The sequence below is a fragment of the Acinetobacter sp. UBA3106 genome (assembly GCA_002365595.1).
Lineage (GTDB): Bacteria > Pseudomonadota > Gammaproteobacteria > Pseudomonadales > Moraxellaceae > Acinetobacter.
The window spans coordinates 218,001-240,938 of record DFAM01000017.1 but is presented as its reverse complement, the minus strand read 5'-3'; the positions used below and the strand labels follow the sequence as shown (position 1 = coordinate 240,938).

The window sequence follows — 22,938 nt, the reverse complement described above, 5'->3', positions numbered from 1 at the left end:
ATCGTCGTCATCACGGCTGCGACCCCGACCACCAGAACGTCTGCCGCGATCGTGATCATCGTCATCATCGCGGCTGCGACCGCTTGTATTTATATGGCTACGTGCACCTGCCTCACGGGCTTCTTCTGAAGTAAATTCATGAGCATTTCCACTTCTATGCGCTGCTTGACCTGCTGCACGCGCTTCCTCTGAAGTAAATTCATGAGCATGTCCACTTTCATGCGCGGCATGGCCGCCTTTACTTGCTATTTCACGTTGCCGGTCTGGATCCATACTTGCGAATCCACGATTTGAACTATCTGTTTCATTTTCATTGTTTCGATTAGCCATTTTTTTCATCCCATCTTATTTTTAGGGTAGTCTGTTGTTGTTAGCAACTTAAATAACTTAAAGGGAATAAGTTAATAAAAAATAAATGATGTGTATCTATTTTTGTTAATGTAGAAGATGCGTTAAAACTGTATGAATAATAACCTGTAATTAAATAGAATTTTTATTATTCAAATAATTTTTATTAACAAGAAATTTTCTATTGTTACTTAAAGATCGTATAATTAGTTTAATAAATTAAATAAGCATTATTACAAGAATAATATTGCCCTATAAATAAAAATGGGGCCGTAAGAGTGATAAAATTAATATCTTAAGGGTGGTTTTAATTAAGATGAATGATTAAGTATAAAAATATTTTTTAAAATAAATAATTAAGCCTGTCTATACTAGTAAAATAATTAGTCTGGATGATTTGATTATTTTAAAGATTAAATTAAATTTTAATAAATAAAGACATGGATGTGATTATTTTAAACCCTTGAACTATTGCGATTTTTTAAATCTGAATTAAAAATAAGTAAATATAAGTTTGCTAAATTATGAAAGCGTTATCCTGTTTTTAGCTCAAAAGACGGGATTGAATTTGATTCAATTCATCTACATACCTCGATTAAAAAATATAAAAAAACCACCCGAAAGGGTGGTTTTCTAAAGCTGTTAATTCTTACAGAATTAACGACCTTGGATGTCACGTTGAACTTCACCAGTGTAAAGCTGACGTGGACGACCGATTTTGTAAGGACCGCTGTGCATTTCTAACCAGTGGCTGATCCAGCCAACTGTACGTGCAAGAGCGAAGATTACTGTAAACATTTCAGTCGGGATACCAATCGCTTTAAGGATGATACCTGAGTAGAAGTCTACGTTAGGGTATAGGTTACGTTTGATGAAGTATTCGTCAGACAACGCAATACGTTCAAGTTCCATAGCCAAAGCAAGTTGTGGATCGTTGATGCCAAGAGCAGCAAGAACTTCATCACAAGTTTCTTTCATTACTTTCGCACGTGGATCGAAGTTTTTATAAACTCGGTGACCGAAGCCCATAAGTTTAACTTCTTTAGTTTTTACTTTTTCCATGAAGTCAGCAACGTTTTCTACAGAGCCGATTTCATCAAGCATCTTAAGAACAGCTTCGTTCGCGCCACCGTGAGCAGGACCCCAAAGTGCAGAGATACCAGCAGCGATACATGCATATGGGTTAGCGCCAGTAGAACCAGCTAAACGTACTGTAGAAGTAGATGCGTTTTGTTCGTGGTCAGCATGAAGCGTGAAAATACGGTCCATTGCTTTCGCAAGAATTGGGTCAACTTTGTAATCACGGTCTGCAGGAGTAGCAAACATCATGTACAAGAAGTTTTCAGCGTAGCTTAAATCGTTACGTGGGTAAACGAATGGTTGACCTACTGTATATTTGTAGCTCCAAGCTGCCAGCGTAGGAACTTTAGCAATCAAGCGGATTGCTGTAATTTCACGGTGATCAACATTTTCGATGTCTAGGTTGTTGTGATAGAACGCAGAAAGCGCACCCACTACACCAACCATGATTGCCATCGGGTGAGCATCGCGACGGAAACCATTGAAGAAACGGCTAACTTGGTCGTGAACCATAGTGTGGTTACGTACTTTAGCGTCAAATTCAACTTTTTGTTCAGCAGTTGGAAGCTCGCCGTTTAACAACAAGTAGCAAGTTTCTAGGTAGTCTGCTTTAGTCGCTAACTGGTCGATTGGATAACCACGGTGTAAAAGAACACCTTTACCGCCATCGATGAATGTGATTTTTGATTCACATGCAGCTGTTGCCATAAAACCAGGATCAAAAGTAAAGTGACCTGCAGTCAACACATCTTTAACGTCGATTACATCTGGGCCCAATGTGCCGCTGTAAATTGGTAATTCAATTTCTTTGCCATCAAGCTGTAAAACGGCTTTTTTGCCAGTTGCTTCAGACATTCAATAGATCTCCTGTCCTGGTGAATGTTTTATCCGACTCGTAGTACTAATCTTTTAATGCGCGAATCAGATGGATCAAAAATTTGCTATAAGATTAGTGAGTACTGAAATTTTGTCAATTATACTTATGGATAAAAAAAGACGCTCTCACAGGGATTTGGTCAAAAAATAATCCAGTAAACGTGAGGAAAATATCAGTATCGACGCAGTATAATAAGTCATATGAAAAGAAGTTGCAGAAAAAAAAATGCATGCTGTTGGAATTGTAAGCAATTTTTAATTCTTAAAAACTCTGATAAATGATGAATTTTTATATAGTCTTATATTCTAAATTATTACAATTTTCGTAACTTACATCTTGTTGGTGATTCTGCTGCTATTTTTCTAGTCATAATTAAAAGCGATAAATGATAAGTAAAATAAAGTTCGTTTGGCTAAAAAATAACTACTGAAAATAGATGTAAGTGATGATTATTTGTACAAATTGACAAAAATAAAGCATAATTTTGCTGAAAAATTAGTCATGATTTGGTGGGAAATGCCAGTTATGCACAGACTAAGTGGTTATTTCATGATGTTGATCGAATATAATTTTTATAAATACTTTATATTTATCTTAAAAATGAAAGGCAGTATATGAAGATATAAATATGAATAAGATAGTTGTAAAATATAGCAATTCTTTGTTCATCTTTAGTCTAAATAAATCAATTTAATTTTCAAAGCTAAAAACGATTAACCAATTTAACTTATATTTAATAAAAACCAAGTATATAGCTCTATTTTCTTAGATATATTTTGTCTGCTTGAATAGGGTATTTAATGTTAATGATTCTTATTTGATGTTTTTTTAAGGAAAAGGCAAATGTGACTGTTTGTATTTTGATAGTTCACGTTTTATAATTCAGTGTCGTTTTAAGTTTAGGTATTGCAGGATATTGCAAATACCTAACAATGCTAGCTTTCCTTCGAATTAATTCCAACAAACTCCGGATGGAGTTTTTACTTACAGGATGCCCGCTGTGAAAAGCAACAGACCTGTCAATTTGTCCATGGGTCAAGTTTTAGAAGTAAACTTAAAATCCCCTGTGGCTATTGCATCAATTCTACACCGTCTTTCTGGTGTCATCGTATTTTTACTTGTACCAGTACTTTTGTGGCTTTTAGACAAATCGCTGTCTTCAGCTGAAGGTTTTGCTGAAGTTCAGGAAATCTTTAGCGGCTTCATTGTGCGTTTTGTTGTATGGGTATTTGTAGCCGGCTTAATTTATCATACGTTCACGGGTATTAAGCATTTACTTGCAGACATAGGTATTGCAGAAGAACTGCAAAGTGGCCGTGTCGCTGCTACTATTTCATTGGTCTTGTCTGCGATAGGTATTATTGCGGCCTTTGTATGGATTGTTCTCTAATGAAAAGTGCTACAGGTTTAACGGGTTCAGGTTCTCGCGATTGGTTTATCCAACGTATCAGTGCTGTGATTCTTGCTGTTTATACTGTTGTGGTATTGGGTTGGATCCTTTTTCATGGTGGATTCAATTTTGAACAATGGTTTGGCTTTATGATGACATTACCGATGAAGATTTTATCTTTATTGGCCGTCTTATCTCTTGTCGCACACGCTTGGATCGGTATGTGGCAGGTATTCACGGATTATGTGACTACTCGTCAAATGGGTCCTTCAGCTTCAGGCTTGCGTTTGGTGCTGACTTCAGCAGTCATTATTGCTGTATTTGCATATGCAATCTGGGCAATCCAGATTTTTTGGGCGAATTGATAGGAAACAATCATGGGCGCTATAACCCCTAAAGAAGATTACACCAATATTCCACACCAAACTTTCGATGCAGTCATCGTTGGTGGTGGTGGTTCAGGTATGCGTGCTTCTTACCAACTTGCTCAAGCTGGTTTGAAAGTTGCTGTATTAACTAAAGTATTCCCAACACGTTCGCATACTGTAGCAGCGCAGGGTGGTATCGGTGCCTCTCTTGGTAACATGCAAGAAGATAACTGGCACTACCACTTCTACGATACAGTTAAAGGTTCTGACTGGTTAGGTGACCAAGACGCGATTGAATTCATGACGCGTGAAGCACCTCAAGTGGTTTATGAACTTGAACACTTAGGTATGCCATTTGACCGTAACGCAGACGGTACAATTTACCAGCGTCCATTCGGTGGCCACTCTGCAAACTACGGTGAGAAAGCAGTTCCACGTGCATGTGCTGCAGCTGACCGTACCGGTCACGCACTTCTTCATACGCTTTATCAAAGCAACGTGAAAATGGGCACCCAATTCTTCGTAGAATGGATCGCGCTTGACCTGATTCGTAACGAAGCAGGTGATGTACTGGGCGTAACAGCAATTGACCAGGAAACTGGTAAAATTGCAGTATTCCAGGCAAAAGCGACATTGTTCGCAACCGGTGGTGCGGGTCGTGTTTACCGTGCATCTACAAACGCTTATATCAACACTGGTGACGGTCTTGGTATGGCTGCTCGTGCAGGTATTCCATTGCAAGATATGGAATTCTGGCAATTCCACCCAACGGGTGTCGCGGGCGCAGGCGTATTGTTAACTGAAGGTTGTCGTGGTGAAGGTGCAATCCTTCGTAACAAAGACGGCGAACCGTTCATGGAACGTTATGCTCCAACTTTGAAAGACTTGGCGCCACGTGACTTCGTATCACGTTCTATGGACCAGGAAATTAAAGAAGGTCGTGGTTGTGGTCCTAAAGGCGATTATATTCTGCTTGATATGACGCACTTGGGTGCGGATACAATCATGAAGCGTCTTCCATCTGTATTCGAGATTGGCAAGAAATTCGCGAACGTGGATATCACTAAAGAGCCAATTCCGGTAGTACCAACAATCCATTACCAAATGGGTGGTATTCCGACGAATATTCATGGCCAGGTTGTTGTTCCTGAAACTCGCGAAACTGAAGCGCTTGTTACTCACTACGACAAAGAAAATGACGTTTACTCAACCAATCAAGAAGGCCGTGACTTCACTAAACCAGTGAAAGGTTTTTATGCAATCGGTGAATGTTCATGTGTATCTGTACATGGTGCAAACCGTCTAGGTACCAACTCACTGCTTGACTTGGTTGTATTTGGTAAAGCTGCGGGTGAACACATCATCGACTACGTGACTAAACACCACGGTGATGAATACGCTCCACTTCCTACAACTGTGCTTGAGCAAACTGTTGCCCGTATTCGTAAGCTTGATGAATCAGCTTCGGGTGAAAATGCGCAAGACGTTGCTGATGCAATCCGTGACATCGTTCAAGACCATGCTGGTGTATTCCGTACATCTGCACTGCTTGAAGAAGGTGTAAAACAGATTCTTGCAATTGAGCCACGTGTTCGCAATATTCATTTGAAAGACAAATCTAAAGTATTCAACACTGCACGTATTGAAGCACTTGAAGTTGAAAACTTGTATGAAGTTGCTAAAGCAACGCTAATTTCTGCTGCTGCTCGTAAAGAGTGCCGTGGTGCGCATACTGTAGTTGACTTTGAAGAGTCTCCAGATCATCCAGCTTACCCTTATGGTCGTCGTGATGATGAGTGGATGAAGCACACATTATGGTTCTCAACTGATAACCATCTTGAGTACAAGCCAGTGCGTTACCGTCCATTGTCGGTTGATGCAATTCCACCTAAACCACGTACATTCTAATTAGGAGAAGTAAGATGAGTAGAGGTACTCGTACATTTAATATCTACCGCTACGATCCCGATAAGGATAAAGCACCGTACATGCAAACTTTTAAACTTGAGTTGACAGACAAGCACCGTATGTTGCTTGATGCTCTGCTTGCGTTGAAAGTACAAGACGAATCTTTAACGTTCCGTCGTTCATGCCGTGAAGGGATTTGTGGTTCTGATGGTGTAAACATCAATGGTAAAAATGGTTTGGCGTGTCTTTGGAACCTGAACGATTTACCAGAAGTAATCACTATTCGTCCGCTACCAGGTCTGCCTGTGATTAAAGACTTGGTTGTAGATATGAATCAGTTCTACGATCAGTACAACAAAATTCATCCATTCTTGATCAACAACCAGCCTGCGCCAGCGAAGGAGCGTTTACAGTCTCCTGAAGAGCGTGAGCACCTGGATGGTCTGTATGAATGTATTCTTTGTGCATGTTGTTCAACTGCATGCCCATCATTCTGGTGGAACCCGGACAAGTTCCTGGGTCCTTCAGCATTGTTGAATGCATACCGCTTTATCATCGATTCACGTGATACAGCAACTCAAGATCGTTTGGCTCGTCTTGACGATCCATTCAGCTTGTTCCGTTGTAAAGGTATCATGAACTGTGTATCAGTTTGTCCTAAAGGTCTTAATCCAACTAAAGCCATCGGTCACATCCGTAGCATGTTGTTAGACCAAGCAGGTTAATCTGTCCCAGTCAAAAAAAGCACACCTCATGGTGTGCTTTTTTATGCTTTTAATAATTATGGATATCGTTCTGATACTAAATAACTATACGAATAGAGAGGGGGGCAGGGTGTGCAGAAGTTTTTTAAAAATATATAATTGATTAAAACTGAAGCAGAGATATGCTGAAAAATGATCTGATTGTTGTGAGATTGTTTGAATTGGCGATTAAAGCGCTAATCGTAAGCTTGAATCTGCAAAGTTGAGATTAAAATGTTATCATATAACGTATATAAAGAGGGCCAGTTTAAATATTGTGCTCTCTTTTGTTATATGTGCCGAAGTGGGGTAGGACTTTGGTCTAGATTGAATCTAATTATGAGATAAAGCACCATATATTAGATGAAAATACTGCGTATGTATTTCGCTGAGTTATGAGAGGTATGTGTCAAAAAAATCAATTGTAACTGGAGAACATGTTACGATTTGACACAAAGCTATATTTAAAAAAAGCGCTTAATTTACGTACATTTTTTCAACATCGGAAATTATGTATAAGGTTTATAAATAGATATAAATCGCTTTAGAAAAACTAAGTCATGTAGTTATTTTTTCTAAGTCGATTTGCAAAAAATTGCTCGGTTTTGGCCGAGTATTTAAATGAGTGATGATGCCAATGAGGGCGTTATGATTCATTATTCACATTGGGTTATTCCTAATGTATTGATAACGCCTCATGGCTTATGCCTGATGGGGACTAATGTCATGTTACCAATTTGACATTATTAATCATGGGTTCGCTTAAAAAGCATCCTGAAAATGTTTTTGCAATAGGAAATGGGTCCACAAATGCAAGAAGTTGCTGACGCACTGCGTCTTGACACTGAACTTAGCGCTGACAGTGCAGCGTATATTGAAGAACTTTATGAGCAGTATTTAACGTCACCAGACTCAGTAGGAGCTGACTGGCAGGAATACTTCGGTAAATTCCCTAAAGGTGATCAACCACATAGCAATGTACGTGAGCAATTCCTTTTATTAGGTCGCAACTCAAGTCGCGTTCAACCTGTGATTCAAAGTGCTGTAAGTTCTGAGCATGAACGTCGTCAAATTGGCGTATTGCAACTGATTGCGGCTTATCGTAACCGTGGTCATCAAAAAGCAAAATTAGATCCACTTGGTTTGGCGAAACGTGAAATCGTGCCTGATCTTGATCTTGCTGCGCATGGTTTAACCCAGTCAGATCTTGATACCGTATTTAATACCGGTAATCTTGCGCTGGGTAAAACTGAAGCAACCCTTGCTGAAATGGTTCAGGCAATGGAAGCAACGTATTGTGCTTCTATTGGTGCTGAATACATGCATATTGTTGATACCAAAGAAAAACGCTGGATTCAACAACGCCTAGAAGGGGCTAAAGGCCAATTCGGTTTCACTGCTGATCAAAAGAAACACGTATTAGAACGTTTAACTGCAGCTGAAGGCTTAGAAAAATACCTCGGTAATAAATACGTTGGTGCAAAACGTTTTGGTGTTGAAGGCGGTGAATCTTTCATCCCTATGGTGAACGAACTGATTCAACGTGCAGGTTCTGTAGGTTGTAAAGAAGTTGTGATCGGTATGCCTCACCGTGGCCGTTTGAACCTTCTTGTTAACATTATGGGTAAAAACCCGGCTGACCTGTTTGGTGAGTTCGAAGGTAAATCACTGCATAAAAAAGGTTCAGGTGACGTTAAGTACCATCAAGGTTTCTCATCTAACGTGATGACTCCGGGTGGCGAGGTTCACTTGGCATTGGCATTTAACCCGTCACACCTGGAAATTGTTGGACCTGTAGTTGAAGGTTCGGTACGTGCTCGTCAAGTACGTCGTAAAGACATTGGCGGTGATGACGTATTGCCAATCATCGTACATGGTGATGCTGCATTTGCAGGTCAAGGTGTAAACCAAGAAACCTTCCAAATGTCACAAACGCGTGGTTACACCGTGGGTGGTACGGTTCACATCGTTGTAAACAACCAGGTAGGTTTCACAACGTCTGATCCACGTGATGCACGTTCTACAGAATACTGTACTGACATTGCGAAAATGATTCAGGCGCCAATCTTCCATGTCAATGGTGATGACCCTGAAGCAGTATTGTTCGTTTCTCAATTGGCTCATGATTTCCGTCATACATTCCGTAAGGATGTCGTGATTGACATGTTCTGCTACCGTCGTCGCGGTCACAACGAAGCAGATGAACCAGCTGCAACTCAACCAATGATGTACCAAGTCATCAACAAGAAAGCGACCACACGTACGCTTTATGCTGATCAACTTGTACAACAAGGTGTATTGGATCGTGCTTCAGCTGATGCCATGGTTGAACAATATCGTTCTGACCTTGAAGCAGGTAAACACGTTGCTAACGCACTTGTTCTTGAGCCAAATACCAAAATGTTTGTGGATTGGTCACCTTATCTAGGTCATGACTACACTGACGTTTGGGATACCACTTTCCCGATCGAACGCTTAAAAGAACTTGGCAAAAAAATGCGCGAGCTTCCAGAAGGCTTCGTGATGCAACGTCAAGTAGCGAAAGTGATTGATGATCGCCTGAAAATGCAAACGGGTGAAATGCCGCTGAACTGGGGTGCTGCAGAAACTTTAGCGTATGCGACCATTCTTGATGAAGGCTTCCTGGTACGTTTAACGGGTGAAGACGTGGGCCGTGGTACTTTCTCACACCGTCACGCGAAACTACATAACCAGGTAGATGGTTCAACTTACATTCCATTATGTAACTTGAAAGAAAACCAGCCGCGTACTGCAATTTATGACTCTTTATTGTCAGAAATGGCGGTGCTAGCATTTGAATATGGTTATGCAACGACTTTACCGAAGAGCTTGATTATTTGGGAAGCTCAGTTCGGTGACTTTGCTAACTGTGCGCAAGTGGTAATCGACCAGTTCATCTCATCTGGTGAAACCAAATGGGAGCGTGTATGTGGCTTGACATTGCTTCTTCCACACGGTTTTGAAGGTCAAGGTCCAGAGCATTCATCTGCACGTCTAGAACGTTTCTTGCAGCTATGTGCTGAAGACAACATGCAAGTGATTACGCCAACGACACCGGCACAGATTTTCCATGCGATGCGTCGTCAGGCAATCCGTCCAATCCGTAAACCAATGATCGTGACTTCACCGAAGTCATTGCTTCGTCACAAACTTGCAACTTCTACATTGGAAGAACTTGCAACTGGTACATTCCAGACTGTGATCGATGAAATCGACAACATCAACAAGTCAGACGTAACCCGTCTTGTACTTTGTGGTGGTAAGGTTTATTACGATTTGCTTGAAAAACGTCGTGAGCAAGAATTAAACAACACTGCAATCGTTCGTATCGAACAATTGTACCCATATCCAGAACAACGTATTGCTGAAGTACTTGCTTCTTATCCAAACGTAAAAGAAGTGGTTTGGACTCAAGAAGAACCGAAAAACCAAGGTGCTTGGTTGTTCATCGCTCCACGTCTATATGACGACGTGATGAAAGCGGGTAAACAAGTTCGTATCAGTTATGCAGGTCGTGAAGCTTCTGCTGCACCGGCTTGTGGTTCACCATATTTGCATGCAAAACAACAAGCTCAGCTGGTAAATGACGCACTCGCGATTGCAGCTGAACAATCAGGAGATTCTAAATAATGGCAACCGAAATTAAAGCACCGGTATTCCCAGAGTCAGTTGCAGACGGTACGATCGCAACTTGGCATAAACAACCAGGTGAAGCTGTATCACGTGATGAAGTGATCTGCGATATCGAAACTGATAAAGTTGTTTTAGAAGTTGTTGCTCCTGCTGACGGTACAATTGCCTCAATCATTAAAAATGAAGGCGATACAGTATTATCGAATGAAGTAATTGCACAGTTTGAAGAAGGTGCTGTTTCTGGCGCTGAACAAACTCAAGCAGTTCAGTCTGAAGAAAAAGTTGAACAAGCTGCTGCACAAACAGAAGCGGGTAATGCACCTGTAGTTGAGCGTGCTCAACCTGTTGCTGATCAAGCGCCTGCAGTGCGTAAAGCCTTAACAGAATCAGGTATTGCTGCTACTGATGTTTCAGGTACTGGTCGCGGTGGCCGCATCACTAAAGAAGATGTTGTAAATCATCAAGCTAAACCAGCTGCTCCTGCTACTGCGCCTTTAAGCATTGCTGTTGGTGAACGTATCGAAAAACGTGTTCCTATGACTCGTCTTCGTAAACGTGTTGCTGAACGTCTGCTTAATGCGACACAAAGCACTGCAATGTTAACGACGTTCAACGAAGTCAACATGAAACCAATCATGGAAATGCGTGCTCAATATAAAGATGCATTCGAAAAACGCCATGGTGCACGTTTAGGCTTCATGTCATTCTTCGTTAAAGCAGCGACTGAAGCACTGAAACGCTACCCAGCGGTAAATGCTTCTATCGATGGCGATGACATTGTTTATCATGGTTACTATGACATCGGTGTTGCAGTTTCATCTGAACGTGGTCTAGTGGTTCCTGTACTTCGTGATACAGACCGTATGAACTACGCTGAAGTAGAAAACGGTATCCGCGCTTATGCTGGTAAGGCACGTGATGGTAAGTTAGGCATCGAAGACATGACTGGCGGTACGTTCACTATTACCAATGGTGGTACTTTCGGTTCATTGCTTTCTACACCAATCTTGAACACGCCACAAACTGCGATCTTGGGTATGCACAAAATCCAGGACCGTCCAATGGCAGTCAATGGTCAAGTAGAAATCTTGCCAATGATGTATCTTGCATTGTCTTATGATCACCGTTTAATTGATGGTAAAGAAGCTGTAGGTTTCCTTGTAGCAATCAAAGAATTGTTAGAAGAACCTGCTCGCCTTATCCTTGACCTTTAATTCTTTAGAATAAATCCATGGGCTTAGGGCAAAACTCTAGGCCCATTTTTGGAGATAAACATGTCTCAACAGTTTGATCTTGTTGTTATCGGTGGTGGACCAGGTGGTTATGAAGCAGCGATTCGTGCAGCTCAACTTGGTTTTAAAGTTGCGTGTATTGAAAAACGTATTCATAAAGGTAAACCATCTTTAGGCGGTACTTGCTTAAACGTCGGTTGTATCCCGTCTAAAGCTTTACTTGATTCTTCACATCGTTATGAAGATACCGTTCAGCATCTAGATGACCATGGTATTACGACCGGTGAAGTTAAATTTGATCTTGCTAAAATGCTGGCTCGTAAAGACAAAGTTGTAGATCAATTGACTGGCGGTATCGATCAGTTACTTAAAGGTAATGGCATCGAGTGGTTAAAAGGTACGGGTAAACTGCTTGCCGGTAAGAAAGTAGAATTTGTGTCTCACGAAGGTGAAACTCAAGTTTTAGAACCTAAATACGTGATTCTTGCAACGGGTTCTGTACCGGTAAATATTCCAGTGGCTCCTGTAGATCAAGACTTGATCGTTGATTCTACTGGTGCACTTGAATTCCCAGAAGTACCTAAGCGTTTAGGTGTGATTGGTGCTGGTGTAATCGGCCTTGAATTAGGTTCAGTATGGCGTCGTTTGGGTGCAGAAGTTGTTGTATTTGAAGCAATGGACGCATTCTTGCCAATGGCTGATAAAGCTTTGGCAAAAGACTTCCAGAAACTGTTGACTAAGCAAGGTATGGATATCCGTATCGGTGCGAAAGTTGCAGGTACTGAAATCAACGGTCGTGAAGTCACAGTAAAATATAACCAAGCTGGTGAAGACAAAACTGAAACTTTCGATAAGTTGATCGTTTGTGTCGGTCGTCGTGCCTATGCTGAAGGTTTATTGGCTGATGACTGTGGCATCAAATTAACTGAACGTGGTTTGGTTGAAGTAAACGATTGGTGTGCAACTTCTGTTGAAGGCGTATATGCAATTGGTGACTTGGTACGTGGTCCAATGCTTGCGCATAAAGCAATGGAAGAAGGCGTAATGGCAGCGGAACGTATTCACGGTCATGCTGCACAAGTGAACTATGACACGATTATTTCTGTAATTTACACACATCCAGAAGCGGCGTGGGTAGGTTTAACAGAACAGCAAGCGACTGAAAAAGGTCATGAAGTGAAAACTGGTCAATTCGGTTTTGCTGTCAACGGCCGAGCACTCGCTGCTGGTGAAGGCGCTGGTTTCGTGAAGTTTGTTGCTGATGCGAAAACAGATCGTCTACTGGGTATGCACGTGATCGGACCTGCTGCGTCTGATATCGTACACCAAGGTATGATCGCGCTTGAGTTTGTATCTTCAGTTGAAGATCTACAGTTGATGACTTTCGGTCACCCAACTTTCTCTGAAGTGGTGCATGAAGCTGCACTTGCAGTTGACGGACGCGCCATTCACGCGATTCAACGTAAGCGTAAGTAATTCGAAAAAAGAGCGACTTAGGTCGCTCTTTTTACATTTCATGGTTGTTTTTATTGGAACAATCATCTAAAAATAAAGATAACGATTTTAAAAAATGCTGGTGCTGCTTTGACGGAGGTCTGGGTACTGGTGGGTTATAACAAAGCAAAGAAGTAATAAAAGGTTATTCAATGAATTTACATGAGTATCAAGCAAAAACGTTATTAAAAAAATATGGTATGCCTGTTCAAGAAGGTATTCTGGCCACAAATGCAGAAGAAACCGTAAAAGCTTTTGAGCAGCTTGGAGGAAAATTTGCGGTACTTAAAGCCCAGGTGCATGCTGGAGGGCGTGGTAAGGCCGGTGGGGTAAAAGTGGTGAAATCAGCTGCCGAAGCCTCTGAATATGCCAATCAGATTATTGGTTCACGCTTGGTGACTTATCAGACCGATGCCAATGGACAACCAGTCAACAGTATTTTAGTCTCTGAGGATGTTTATCCAGTTGAGCGCGAGTTGTACCTCGGTGCAGTCGTTGACCGTTCTAGTCGTCGTATCACCTTTATGGCATCGAGTGAAGGCGGTGTTGAAATTGAAAAAGTGGCCGAAGAAACGCCTGAAAAAATTATAAAAGTTGAAGTGGATCCTTTGGTGAGTTTAATGCCATTTCAAGCCCGTGAAGTAGCATTTGCGCTGAATTTGAAAGATGGACAAATTAACCAGTTCGTCAAGATTATGACCGCAGCCTATCAGGCTTTTGTTGAAAATGATTTTGCATTATTCGAAATTAATCCACTGTCTGTACGTGAGAATGGGGATATTCTCTGCGTGGATGCAAAAGTCGGGATTGATTCTAATGCGCTGTATCGTCTGCCTGAAGTCGCTGCATTACGCGATAAATCACAAGAGAATGAGCGTGAATTAAAAGCTTCTGAGTTTGATCTGAACTATGTGGCTTTAGAAGGCAATATCGGTTGTATGGTGAATGGTGCAGGTCTCGCCATGGCAACTATGGACATCATCAAACTGTATGGCGGTCAGCCTGCCAACTTCCTGGATGTGGGTGGTGGTGCAACCAAAGAACGCGTGATTGAAGCTTTCAAAATCATTCTGGCCGACACTTCTGTTCAAGGTGTCTTGATTAATATTTTTGGTGGAATTGTACGTTGTGACATGATTGCGGAAGCAATTATTGCAGCAGTTCAAGAAGTGAATGTCACTGTGCCGGTTGTGGTTCGCCTGGAAGGGAACAATGCCGAGCTGGGTGCCAAGTTACTCGATGAATCTGGTTTGAAATTGATTTCTGCAAATGGCCTGGCCGATGCAGCAGAAAAAATTGTTGCTGCAGTAAAAGCTTAAAGGGGTATTGATCATGAGCGTATTAGTAAATAAAGACACAAAAGTTTTGGTTCAAGGTTTTACCGGTAAAAATGGTACTTTTCATTCAGAACAGGCAATCGCCTATGGTACCAAAGTCGTGGGTGGAGTTACGCCGGGTAAGGGTGGGCAGAAACATCTAGATTTACCTGTGTTTAATACCATGCGTGAAGCAGTGAAAGAAACGGGTGCAGATGCCTCTGTAATTTATGTGCCTGCGCCTTTTGTGCTGGACTCTATTGTGGAAGCGGTTGATTCTGGGATTGGATTGATTGTGGTTATTACCGAAGGTGTACCAACACTGGATATGTTAAAAGCCAAACGCTATTTAGAAACCAATGGCAATGGCACACGTCTGATTGGTCCAAACTGTCCCGGTATTATTACTCCGGGTGAATGCAAAATCGGGATTATGCCGGGTCATATCCACCAACCTGGTAAAATCGGGATTATTTCGCGTTCAGGCACGCTGACTTATGAAGCGGTATCACAAACTACGAAACTGGGTTTGGGGCAGTCAACATGTATTGGTATTGGGGGCGACCCGATTCCCGGCATGAACCAGATTGATTGCTTGAAGTTATTCCAGGAAGATCCGCAAACCGAAGCTATCATTATGATTGGTGAGATTGGGGGAACCGCAGAAGAAGAAGCTGCGGAGTACATTCAATCTCATGTCACCAAACCTGTTGTAGGGTATATTGCCGGTGTAACTGCGCCTAAAGGCAAACGTATGGGACATGCAGGTGCAATCATTTCGGGTGGTAAAGGCACTGCAGAAGAAAAGTTTGCTGCCTTTGAGCGTGCCGGTATGGCCTATACCCGTAGCCCTGCGGAACTGGGATCGACCATGTTAGAGGTTCTAAAACGCAAAGGCGTAGCTTAATTCAGTAAGTGAATCTAAAAGCCCTCAGTTGAGGGCTTTTTTGTTGAGTAAGCTTTGACGCGCAGGAGATCTGTCACTGAGAAAACAAATATAAAAATGATAGATTTTAAAAAAACAGATATTTTAGAAGTAGTCAAAGTTAATGATTGAGTCAAAACTTACTGATTGAATAAAGAAAATATAGTAGATTTTAAAGTAAATTAAGCAGATAAAAATCATTATATTTCACAGTTAAAATAATGTGATATTTATCACATAAAATAATAAAAATACAAAACGAAACACAATATTTTTGTTAATCAGGTCTTTTAGTCATATATTGTGGATTAGAATATGACCATTAATAACAATGAATAAAGAATATTTTAATTATGAACTTTAAGCTCACTTTACTCTCGCTCTCTTGTGGGACTTTACTGTTTTCTACATTGTCATCCGCTGAATTGATTTATAACGACGTTGTTGATCAACAGCGTGAAAGAATTGTACCTTTAATTAAACAAGGCCAGGTCGATACTGGATTACAAAAACTCAGACAATTATTGAACCGTTATCCCAATAATCAGAAATTAATTGCGGATTTTGTCGTGACGGCCTATGAAAATAAAAAATTTGCAGAGTCCGATATTCGCTACCTTAAAGGTATAAAAAGTCAACAATTTCCAACCTATGGAAAGATATCCGTCATCAAGGCATTACGAGACTTAAAGAAATTTGAGGCTGCAGAAAACTGGGCCAAAAACTTTGCAAAAACCGATTCTAATCCGCAATGGGTCGTATGGACAGGAATATTACAAGCGGAAGCGGGTAAAAAGGCTCAGGCGAAAAAAACCCTTTCTCAAATTGATATTAATCAGGTCGAAGCAGATTATTTGGCACAGCTTTCCTATACTTACCGGATGTTGGATATGCCGGTTGAAGCTTTGAATACGGCTAATCTGGCTATCGAAAAGAGTAAGGATGTAAGTACAGAAGAACAGTATGCATTGGCATTGATGGTCAATGCTGATTATGCCAATGCTGAAAATTTCATACAAAATAGTAAATCACTCAAAGAAAATACTGACCTCAGAGCCAATGCCAAAATTAATGAATTTTCCCAGCGGATTCAAAATGCTGTGGAATATTATAAGCTTTCAATTTATCGGGGACGAAAACAGCCGTACCAGCAACTTGATGCAGTGCTGGCGGACATGGAGCAATACGAATCACAATTGCCGAACGATCCCAATTGGAGAAGACGGTTTTATTATGAATACATTTATGCTTTGAATGAGCGAAATCGCGCTGGAAAAGCTTTGGAGCAGATTCCGAAAATTGGAGTGCCTCTAGAACAAATGCCTCCTTATGTGCGTCAAGCAATTGCTGATGCCTATTTTAAAAATTTACAACCTGAAGTCGCTGAAAAAATTTATAAAAATTTATTAAATGAGAAAAACTATGCTCATTTTGAACTCTATGCAGGCTTGTATTATTCATTAATTGAACAGGAGAAATATAAGGAAGCTGATCAATTATTAAAAAACATGGATAAAGCCTTGCCTACTTTCCAATATAGTAATGCTAAAGGGGTGGATAAAGTTACCCATGATGACCGGAGTGAGTATCTAGCTTTGGTCGGTCTGAATTATGCCTATCGTCAAGAATATGCCAAAGCAGAACAGTATTATGAAAAGTTGATTGCAAAAGCACCCAATAATGTACTTTTTCAAAATAATCGTGCACTTATTCAACTTTTACGTGAAAACCCGCAACGCGCTGAATGGATCGTATCTCAATGGGATGGGGTAATACCTGTTGATGAAGGAATCCGAATTCGTCATTTAGAAAACGTGCGAGCTTTGGAAAATATTCAGGAATGGCGACTCCAAAGTGATGAGCTCATGCAAATCATGCCTGAAGATACGACGGTAATCAAAAATAAAAAAGAACTTAATGACCGTAATCATGCCTCTATTCAACATCTGAGTAATTTTTCAGAAAGTGACTCTGATAACTCAGCCTTACTCAATCGTCTAAGAGGAAATCGCGAGCAGGATCATTTCACACGTATTCACAGTCCATGGTTTTTTGATAACTATCGTACTTATGTTGATCACAGTTTCCGTTCTGGTGAATATGATACGGGCACAATTGAAGATCAACGCGTAGGGTTGGGACTGGAATGGGCATCGCGTCGTAAAGCGGTGAATATTATGGTGTCTCAAAGTATAGACAATGAACAGGATCAAGATCGCTTTGGGGTCAAGGTCAATTGGTCACAATGGTTGAATGACCATTGGCAGTATGCCTTCGGATTTAATAGTCAGGCGGATATTCCATTACAGGCCATCCGAAATGGCAATGAAGGAAAATCTTATACTTTTGATTTGAATTGGCAACAGCATGAAGCTCGTAAGGCAGGTCTGGTCTATCAGTTCACCGATATTGATGATGGTAATACACGCCAAGAGGTTTCCGCATACCTTAAACAGCAGATTTTTCAGGCTCCACATCATATTACCAGTTTGACTTTGGCAGGTTATTACGGCCAGAACAAAGATGTCATTGTGGACTATTTCAATCCTGAAGAAAGTTATAGTGCAGAGTTGAATTTACAGCATGAGTGGATTACGTGGCGTAGATATGACCGCAGTCTCACTCAAAATTTTGAAGCTACCGTTGGGACTTTTGGACAAGATAATTATTCCGCGAAGCCAATTTATAACGTTTTTTATGGACATGATTGGCAGATTTCTCGGACATGGAGTCTGAACTATGGCATAGGGTGGGGAACTCACCCTTATGATGGTGAAGATGAAGAAAAAACTTATGCAACAGTGGGCTTTAAAGGACTCTTTTAATGAAACAAGTGATGAAAATCTTACTTTCTGCTGTCATGGTAACGGTATTTGCCGTTCCAGCGACGGGTTTTGCTCAAAATATAACTAAAAATACCACTGAAATACCTGATAATTTATTTGTTACCATTACTTTTCATGATGTTCGAGATGATGTTGCGCGCCAAGGAGATCGGGACCTTTATGCAATCAGTACTAAGAATTTAGGACGCTATTTCGCCTGGTTAAAACAGGAAGGCTGGCAAACAATCAGTTTGCAAGATGTGTGGGATGCTCGGGAAAAGAAAAAGCGATTACCTAAAAAATCAGTGCTATTGAGCTTCGATGATGGAGCACTCAGTAGTTATACCCGCGTTTTCCCATTATTGAAACAGTATAAATATTTTGCTGCTTTTGCTATTCCAACGAGCTGGATTAACGGGAATACCAAAGATGCCTATGAGGCCTATGGTCAAAACAGCTTAATGAGTTGGGATCAGATGCGGGAAATGCAACGCTCAGGCCTGGTAGAGTTTGTTTCACATTCGGACAATATGCATAAGGGCATACTTGCTAATCCACAAAATAGTATGCAGCCTGCGGCAATTACACGTCAATTCTTACCAAAATATCAACGTTATGAATCAGATCAGGCCTATCAAAAGCGGGTATTGGCTGATTTGAAACAGTCAAAGAAAATTTTAGATACTGAATTAGGAACAGATACAAGGGCGATATTCTGGCCTTATGGTGCGGTGACCAAGGAAACTGAGGTGCTTGCAGCAAAGGCAGGTTTGCCTATGTCATTTAGCCTGGGCAGTATGTCCACCTTGGCTGATTCGGGACAAACCTATCAACGTGCACTGGTAATGAATAATCCAACCCCTGAAATGTTGCATGCAGAAATGCTGGATTTCTTAACTTTTGCAAGTGATATCCATAAACAGCGTAGAAGCTATATCCGTTTTGATCTGGCTGAAATGGTCAGTCCCAATAATAAAATTTTTGATCAAAAACTTGGTCAATTTTTAGATCAGGTTAGTGCATTACAAACCAATACCATTTTATTAAAAACCGTAGGGGATGAGAATGGTGATGGAAAAATAGATGTTGCCTATTTCCCCAATCGTCAATTGGGCATGCGCAAAGATTTACTCAACCGTACGGTTTGGCAGGCACGTACCCGTGTGGGTAATCGGGTATATGCTGAATTACCGATCAGTTTACAAACAAAACAGGGACTTAATTTTGCAGATTTAACTTCGGAATTAGTTAAGTATAATTCTTCAATTGAAGGCTTAATGATCGATACTGGAGATGAACTCGACTGTGCGATACAGCAAAAGACCTGGGATGCGCAATGTGCTCAAAAAATAAAGCAGGTTTTTGATATAAAAGAGCAAGCTAAAAAACAGGCAAGATATTACACCAATATCAGTAATAACTATCAAACTGTTTTGAAAATTACATTAAAGGATAAACATGTAGATGGATTAATGCCTTTGATGGAATATAGTTTAAATAATAACGATTTTCTTTATATTGAATTCGATCCGGTTAAAGATACTGGAATATTTAGAGCAATAGAAAAACAACTCGAAAAATTAAACGCTCTGCAAAAACAGTATTTAATTGTGAGTTTTACAGTAAATCAGAATGCGAAAAGAAGCGATTGGAAAGAGTATTCGCAATATTATCAAGAACTCAAAAAATTATCCGTACAAAAAATTGGAATTAATAATTATCAATTGAATGCTGGACAGCAAGTTCAAGAGCATCTTTATCAAGAACTGAGTATTAATACCAGTCCACTCACTTATCGTAATCCATATGAAAATAATACTGCGAAGGGGAGGAAGTAATGGGAGACTCCAGTTTATTGCAAATCAGTGATATATATTTTGGTTTTGCCTTTTTTTACCCATTATTTATGGCTTGGCTATGGATCGCAGGCGGAATTTGGTTCTATTTAAAACATGAACGTAGAAAATCTTCTTTACCGCAGCCAAGTGAACATGGATGCAGCATTATTATTCCTTGCTTCAATGAAGAAATGCAGATTAGAGACACCATCAAATTTGCCATGCAAACTCAATATCCAGAATTTGAAGTGATTGCGGTCAATGACGGTAGCCGAGATAAAACTGCTGAAATTCTAGATGAGCTTTTGCAAAAATATCCGAAACTCAGAGTGGTTCATTTGGCTGAAAACCAAGGCAAGGCCTATGCTTTACGTGCCGGAGCAATGGTGAGTCAAAATGAATATCTGGTGTGTATAGATGGGGATGCCTTAATCCATCCGCATGCTGTGGTATGGATGATGCATCATTTAACCCATTACCCTCGGGTAGGGGCAGTCACGGGGAATCCACGTATTCTGAACCGTTCCAGTATTCTGGGTAAAATTCAGGTCGGCGAATTCTCTTCTATTATTGGATTAATTAAACGTGCACAACGCACCTATGGGCGAATCTTCACTGTTTCAGGCGCAATAGTCGGTTTTCGGAAAACGGCGCTAGACCGGATTGGATATTGGCGTGATGACATGATCACAGAGGATATCGATGTGTCATGGCGTTTACAGTTCGATCACTGGGATTTGCAATATGTCCCCAAAGCATTGTGCTACATCTATATGCCTGAAACCTTCAAGGGCCTGTGGAAACAGCGTTTGCGTTGGGCACAAGGAGGAGTAGAAGTTTTATTTGCTTATTTACCGAGTTTATTTAAGTGGAATCGACGCCGTATGTGGCCTATTGCACTGGAGTCCATTATCAGTGTGGTTTGGGCATATGTGATGTTTGGAATTATTATCCTATATCTATATGGTCTGTTTTTTCCTTTACCTGGAGAGTGGGCAATTCAATCACTCTTTCCACAATGGTACGGGATTATTTTGGGTTTAACTTGCCTGATTCAATTCTTCGTGAGTTTATGCATTGATAAACCCTATGATAAAGCCCGCATGTTTAGAAACTATTTTTGGGTCATTTGGTATCCACTGTTCTTCTGGATTCTGACCATGTTGACAACAGTGATTGCATTACCGAAAACGATTTTCAAGACTCAAAAACGTGCACGCTGGGTAAGTCCAGATCGTGGATTTAGAGGAGCACCAGAAAATGACTAAAGTATATAAATATTATTTAATTGAAGATGAGTCAAAATTAGAGCTACCAGAGTATATAGATCAGCCCGAATATGTACGTAATAAAAGTGTGGGATACAGTTTGCAAATCGTGGGTTGGTTGGTGTTTATGTGGTTATTTATGCCGGTATTAACCATATTTTTCTGGTGGTTCGAGAGTCAAACGATTTATCAGCAACTGGTTATACAAGCTCAACCCGATAGCCAATTAAGTTTAATGAATATTGTGGTGATGATTCTAGGCTTCATTGGTGTGCTATTGCTTTGGGCAACTTATAACTGGGTTCGCTTTTCAGGTAAGGATCGTAGAAGAAATCCAGTAGCAGTCGCACTACCGCAACTTGCCAGCAGTTTTAAAGTCAATACGGCAGATATTATCAACATGCAACAAGCCAGGAATTTAACCCTTTATTATAATAATAAAGGGTTACTGGAATTCGTTGAAACTAATCACCAGTTAAAAAAGCGGATTTCAGCTTAGCAGGCTGAGGATGTTCCTGTACAAAATCATCGGGGTAATAACCAATATGTTTTACCCCATGTTTTTCTAGAAACTTGATTGTATCCACAATTTCTTCTGTAGAAAGTTTCCGATTATTTCGCCAATTCAACGCTTGAAGTTCAAAGATCGTATGGCTCAAATCTGGGTCGTATTTTTTTGAACGTTGGATAAGGTCTAAATAGAACTGTTGATGGTCATCCGCTTCTTCCATATAAGGCATCGCCATAATGGCGTTATAGTCATAATATTGATAAGTACTTGGCATGGATTGGCTAAACCAGTTTTCACTATGAGGCTCTAATACTACCGGCGCATACATATTCCGAGCAGTCAGTAGATGAGGTTGTTGCTGTTTCACGATTTTGGTAATGCCTGCTGCAAATTGATCCAGATATGCTGTTTTGAATTTTGCAAATTGTAATTGTTTGGTTTGCCGAGGTTGTTTTAATAATTGATCTGCACTAAATCCCCAAGCCTGATACGTACTTTGCGCTGGAGCCGAGCTGTCTTCATAATCGTTTAGCGTGACATCATCATGGTAAAGGACACCATCTACTATATTTGATTTGAAAAAATCCAAATAAATCTCGGAAACGTATTTAAGATTTTGCGGATCAAATGGTGAGACCCGAATATAGCCCTGTTTTCCACCTTCATTATGTGAAACATAAGTCAGTTTATAACTTTTTGGAAATTCCCATGACATTAAAGGTAGCCAGGCATAAACATGCTTGACTTGGGTTTTGCTACGAATCTGGCTGACCAAAACAGGAAAAAGATTGTCTCTGGTGGGGATGTGGCGGTTTTTAAAGTACACCTGATCGGCTGAACCATTGGCATCGGGATCTGCAAAGGCTTGCAAAAAAATGGTATTCGGTTGAATCAGGTTAATCCTTTGGATCAAGCTTCGGATATTTTTTTGCTGCTGTGCTTTATCTTTATCATACACATAGTCAATATCGATATGCATAATACGCATCTGATCGATCTTGCCGGTTTTTTTGAATGGCTGCATGACTGATTTTTGTGTCATATTTTGCTGCACAATTGCATCAATAGGGTGCTGTTTGATTTGCACGAAATCTGCAGCATATGTAGAAAAGGGTAGACAGCTTAAGCTCCAATAAAGACAACGCGTAAACTTTTTTTGGT

The 22,938-nt window shown here is 40.6% G+C and carries 16 protein-coding genes and 1 pseudogene; 14 read left to right on the top strand and 3 right to left on the bottom strand.

The genetic code is table 11. The features are described 5' to 3' along the window. Together B4C48_RS10680 and gltA are read right to left on the bottom strand one after the other, a co-directional pair. Positions 1 to 330, bottom strand: a 330-nt coding sequence (locus B4C48_RS10680; protein ID WP_291356283.1) for a KGG domain-containing protein, incomplete at its 3' end; no start/stop codon positions are given. A gap of 675 nt (positions 331 to 1,005) precedes the next feature. After that, a complete protein-coding gene (gene gltA / locus B4C48_RS10675; RefSeq protein WP_131213901.1) occupies positions 1,006 to 2,283 on the bottom strand; it encodes a citrate synthase in 1,278 nt (425 codons plus the stop codon). 1,013 nt (positions 2,284 to 3,296) lie between these two features. Between gltA and sdhC the strand changes: the two genes are divergently transcribed. From sdhC to pgaD, 14 genes and pseudogenes are all read left to right on the top strand, one after another. Continuing rightward, the gene (sdhC, locus tag B4C48_RS10670) at positions 3,297 to 3,695 is read left to right on the top strand and encodes a succinate dehydrogenase, cytochrome b556 subunit (protein ID WP_291356278.1); all 399 of its coding nucleotides are present in this window, start codon (positions 3,297 to 3,299) and stop codon (positions 3,693 to 3,695) included. Then, a complete protein-coding gene (gene sdhD, locus B4C48_RS10665; RefSeq protein WP_291356276.1) occupies positions 3,695 to 4,060 on the top strand; it encodes a succinate dehydrogenase, hydrophobic membrane anchor protein in 366 nt (121 codons plus the stop codon). Before sdhC ends, sdhD begins: the two co-directional genes overlap by 1 nt. A gap of 12 nt (positions 4,061 to 4,072) precedes the next feature. Further along, entirely contained in the window at positions 4,073 to 5,971 is a 1,899-nt protein-coding gene (locus tag B4C48_RS10660; protein WP_291356274.1) for an FAD-binding protein, read from the top strand. Positions 5,972 to 5,985: 14 nt separating this feature from the next. Beyond that, entirely contained in the window at positions 5,986 to 6,696 is a 711-nt protein-coding gene (locus B4C48_RS10655) for a succinate dehydrogenase iron-sulfur subunit (RefSeq protein ID WP_291356272.1), read from the top strand. Between the two features lie 584 nt (positions 6,697 to 7,280). Next, positions 7,281 to 7,371, top strand: a pseudogene (locus tag B4C48_RS14215) (hypothetical protein); the annotation flags it as partial. 153 nt (positions 7,372 to 7,524) lie between these two features. After that, the gene (locus tag B4C48_RS10650) at positions 7,525 to 10,365 is read left to right on the top strand and encodes a 2-oxoglutarate dehydrogenase E1 component (protein WP_291356308.1); all 2,841 of its coding nucleotides are present in this window, start codon (positions 7,525 to 7,527) and stop codon (positions 10,363 to 10,365) included. Further along, entirely contained in the window at positions 10,365 to 11,582 is a 1,218-nt protein-coding gene (odhB, locus tag B4C48_RS10645) for a 2-oxoglutarate dehydrogenase complex dihydrolipoyllysine-residue succinyltransferase (RefSeq protein WP_291356269.1), read from the top strand. The genes B4C48_RS10650 and odhB overlap by 1 nt, the downstream gene beginning before the upstream one ends. A 60-nt stretch (positions 11,583 to 11,642) precedes the next feature. After that, positions 11,643 to 13,076: a dihydrolipoyl dehydrogenase gene (lpdA, locus tag B4C48_RS10640; protein WP_291356267.1), complete on the top strand. Its 1,434-nt coding sequence runs from the start codon at positions 11,643 to 11,645 to the stop codon at positions 13,074 to 13,076. Positions 13,077 to 13,246: 170 nt separating this feature from the next. After that, entirely contained in the window at positions 13,247 to 14,413 is a 1,167-nt protein-coding gene (gene sucC, locus B4C48_RS10635; RefSeq protein ID WP_291356265.1) for an ADP-forming succinate--CoA ligase subunit beta, read from the top strand. A 13-nt stretch (positions 14,414 to 14,426) separates the two neighbouring features. After that, positions 14,427 to 15,317, top strand: coding sequence for a succinate--CoA ligase subunit alpha (sucD, locus tag B4C48_RS10630; RefSeq protein ID WP_291356264.1), 891 nt, complete (start codon positions 14,427 to 14,429; stop codon positions 15,315 to 15,317). Between the two features lie 371 nt (positions 15,318 to 15,688). Continuing rightward, positions 15,689 to 18,160, top strand: coding sequence for a poly-beta-1,6 N-acetyl-D-glucosamine export porin PgaA (pgaA, locus tag B4C48_RS10625; RefSeq protein WP_291356262.1), 2,472 nt, complete (start codon positions 15,689 to 15,691; stop codon positions 18,158 to 18,160). After that, entirely contained in the window at positions 18,160 to 19,998 is a 1,839-nt protein-coding gene (pgaB, locus tag B4C48_RS10620; protein ID WP_291356260.1) for a poly-beta-1,6-N-acetyl-D-glucosamine N-deacetylase PgaB, read from the top strand. The genes pgaA and pgaB (B4C48_RS10620) overlap by 1 nt, the downstream gene beginning before the upstream one ends. After that, positions 19,998 to 21,266 carry a poly-beta-1,6-N-acetyl-D-glucosamine synthase gene (pgaC, locus tag B4C48_RS10615; RefSeq protein WP_291356257.1) on the top strand — a complete coding sequence of 423 codons (1,269 nt, stop codon included), beginning with the start codon at positions 19,998 to 20,000 and terminating at the stop codon, positions 21,264 to 21,266. Before pgaB (B4C48_RS10620) ends, pgaC begins: the two co-directional genes overlap by 1 nt. After that, complete coding sequence (gene pgaD / locus B4C48_RS10610) at positions 21,259 to 21,765, top strand: poly-beta-1,6-N-acetyl-D-glucosamine biosynthesis protein PgaD (protein ID WP_291356255.1); 507 nt, start codon at positions 21,259 to 21,261, stop codon at positions 21,763 to 21,765. The genes pgaC and pgaD overlap by 8 nt, the downstream gene beginning before the upstream one ends. Here pgaD and pgaB (B4C48_RS10605) read toward each other — a convergent pair. Then, positions 21,731 to 22,864: a poly-beta-1,6-N-acetyl-D-glucosamine N-deacetylase PgaB gene (gene pgaB, locus B4C48_RS10605; RefSeq protein WP_291356253.1), complete on the bottom strand. Its 1,134-nt coding sequence runs from the start codon at positions 22,862 to 22,864 to the stop codon at positions 21,731 to 21,733. The two genes, pgaD and pgaB (B4C48_RS10605), sit on opposite strands and share 35 nt — an antisense overlap. Between the last annotated feature and the right edge of the window lie 74 nt (positions 22,865 to 22,938).

What these genes read in the sequence shown, in the direction of transcription:
- gltA (WP_131213901.1), bottom strand. Translation starts at nt 2,283, where the DNA reads ATGTCTGAAGCAACTGGCAAAAAAGCCGTTTTACAGCTTGATGGCAAA.
- sdhC (WP_291356278.1), top strand. Translation starts at nt 3,297, where the DNA reads ATGCCCGCTGTGAAAAGCAACAGACCTGTCAATTTGTCCATGGGTCAA.
- sdhD (WP_291356276.1), top strand. Translation starts at nt 3,695, where the DNA reads ATGAAAAGTGCTACAGGTTTAACGGGTTCAGGTTCTCGCGATTGGTTT.
- B4C48_RS10660 (WP_291356274.1), top strand. Translation starts at nt 4,073, where the DNA reads ATGGGCGCTATAACCCCTAAAGAAGATTACACCAATATTCCACACCAA.
- B4C48_RS10655 (WP_291356272.1), top strand. Translation starts at nt 5,986, where the DNA reads ATGAGTAGAGGTACTCGTACATTTAATATCTACCGCTACGATCCCGAT.
- B4C48_RS10650 (WP_291356308.1), top strand. Translation starts at nt 7,525, where the DNA reads ATGCAAGAAGTTGCTGACGCACTGCGTCTTGACACTGAACTTAGCGCT.
- odhB (WP_291356269.1), top strand. Translation starts at nt 10,365, where the DNA reads ATGGCAACCGAAATTAAAGCACCGGTATTCCCAGAGTCAGTTGCAGAC.
- lpdA (WP_291356267.1), top strand. Translation starts at nt 11,643, where the DNA reads ATGTCTCAACAGTTTGATCTTGTTGTTATCGGTGGTGGACCAGGTGGT.
- sucC (WP_291356265.1), top strand. Translation starts at nt 13,247, where the DNA reads ATGAATTTACATGAGTATCAAGCAAAAACGTTATTAAAAAAATATGGT.
- sucD (WP_291356264.1), top strand. Translation starts at nt 14,427, where the DNA reads ATGAGCGTATTAGTAAATAAAGACACAAAAGTTTTGGTTCAAGGTTTT.
- pgaA (WP_291356262.1), top strand. Translation starts at nt 15,689, where the DNA reads ATGAACTTTAAGCTCACTTTACTCTCGCTCTCTTGTGGGACTTTACTG.
- pgaB (WP_291356260.1), top strand. Translation starts at nt 18,160, where the DNA reads ATGAAACAAGTGATGAAAATCTTACTTTCTGCTGTCATGGTAACGGTA.
- pgaC (WP_291356257.1), top strand. Translation starts at nt 19,998, where the DNA reads ATGGGAGACTCCAGTTTATTGCAAATCAGTGATATATATTTTGGTTTT.
- pgaD (WP_291356255.1), top strand. Translation starts at nt 21,259, where the DNA reads ATGACTAAAGTATATAAATATTATTTAATTGAAGATGAGTCAAAATTA.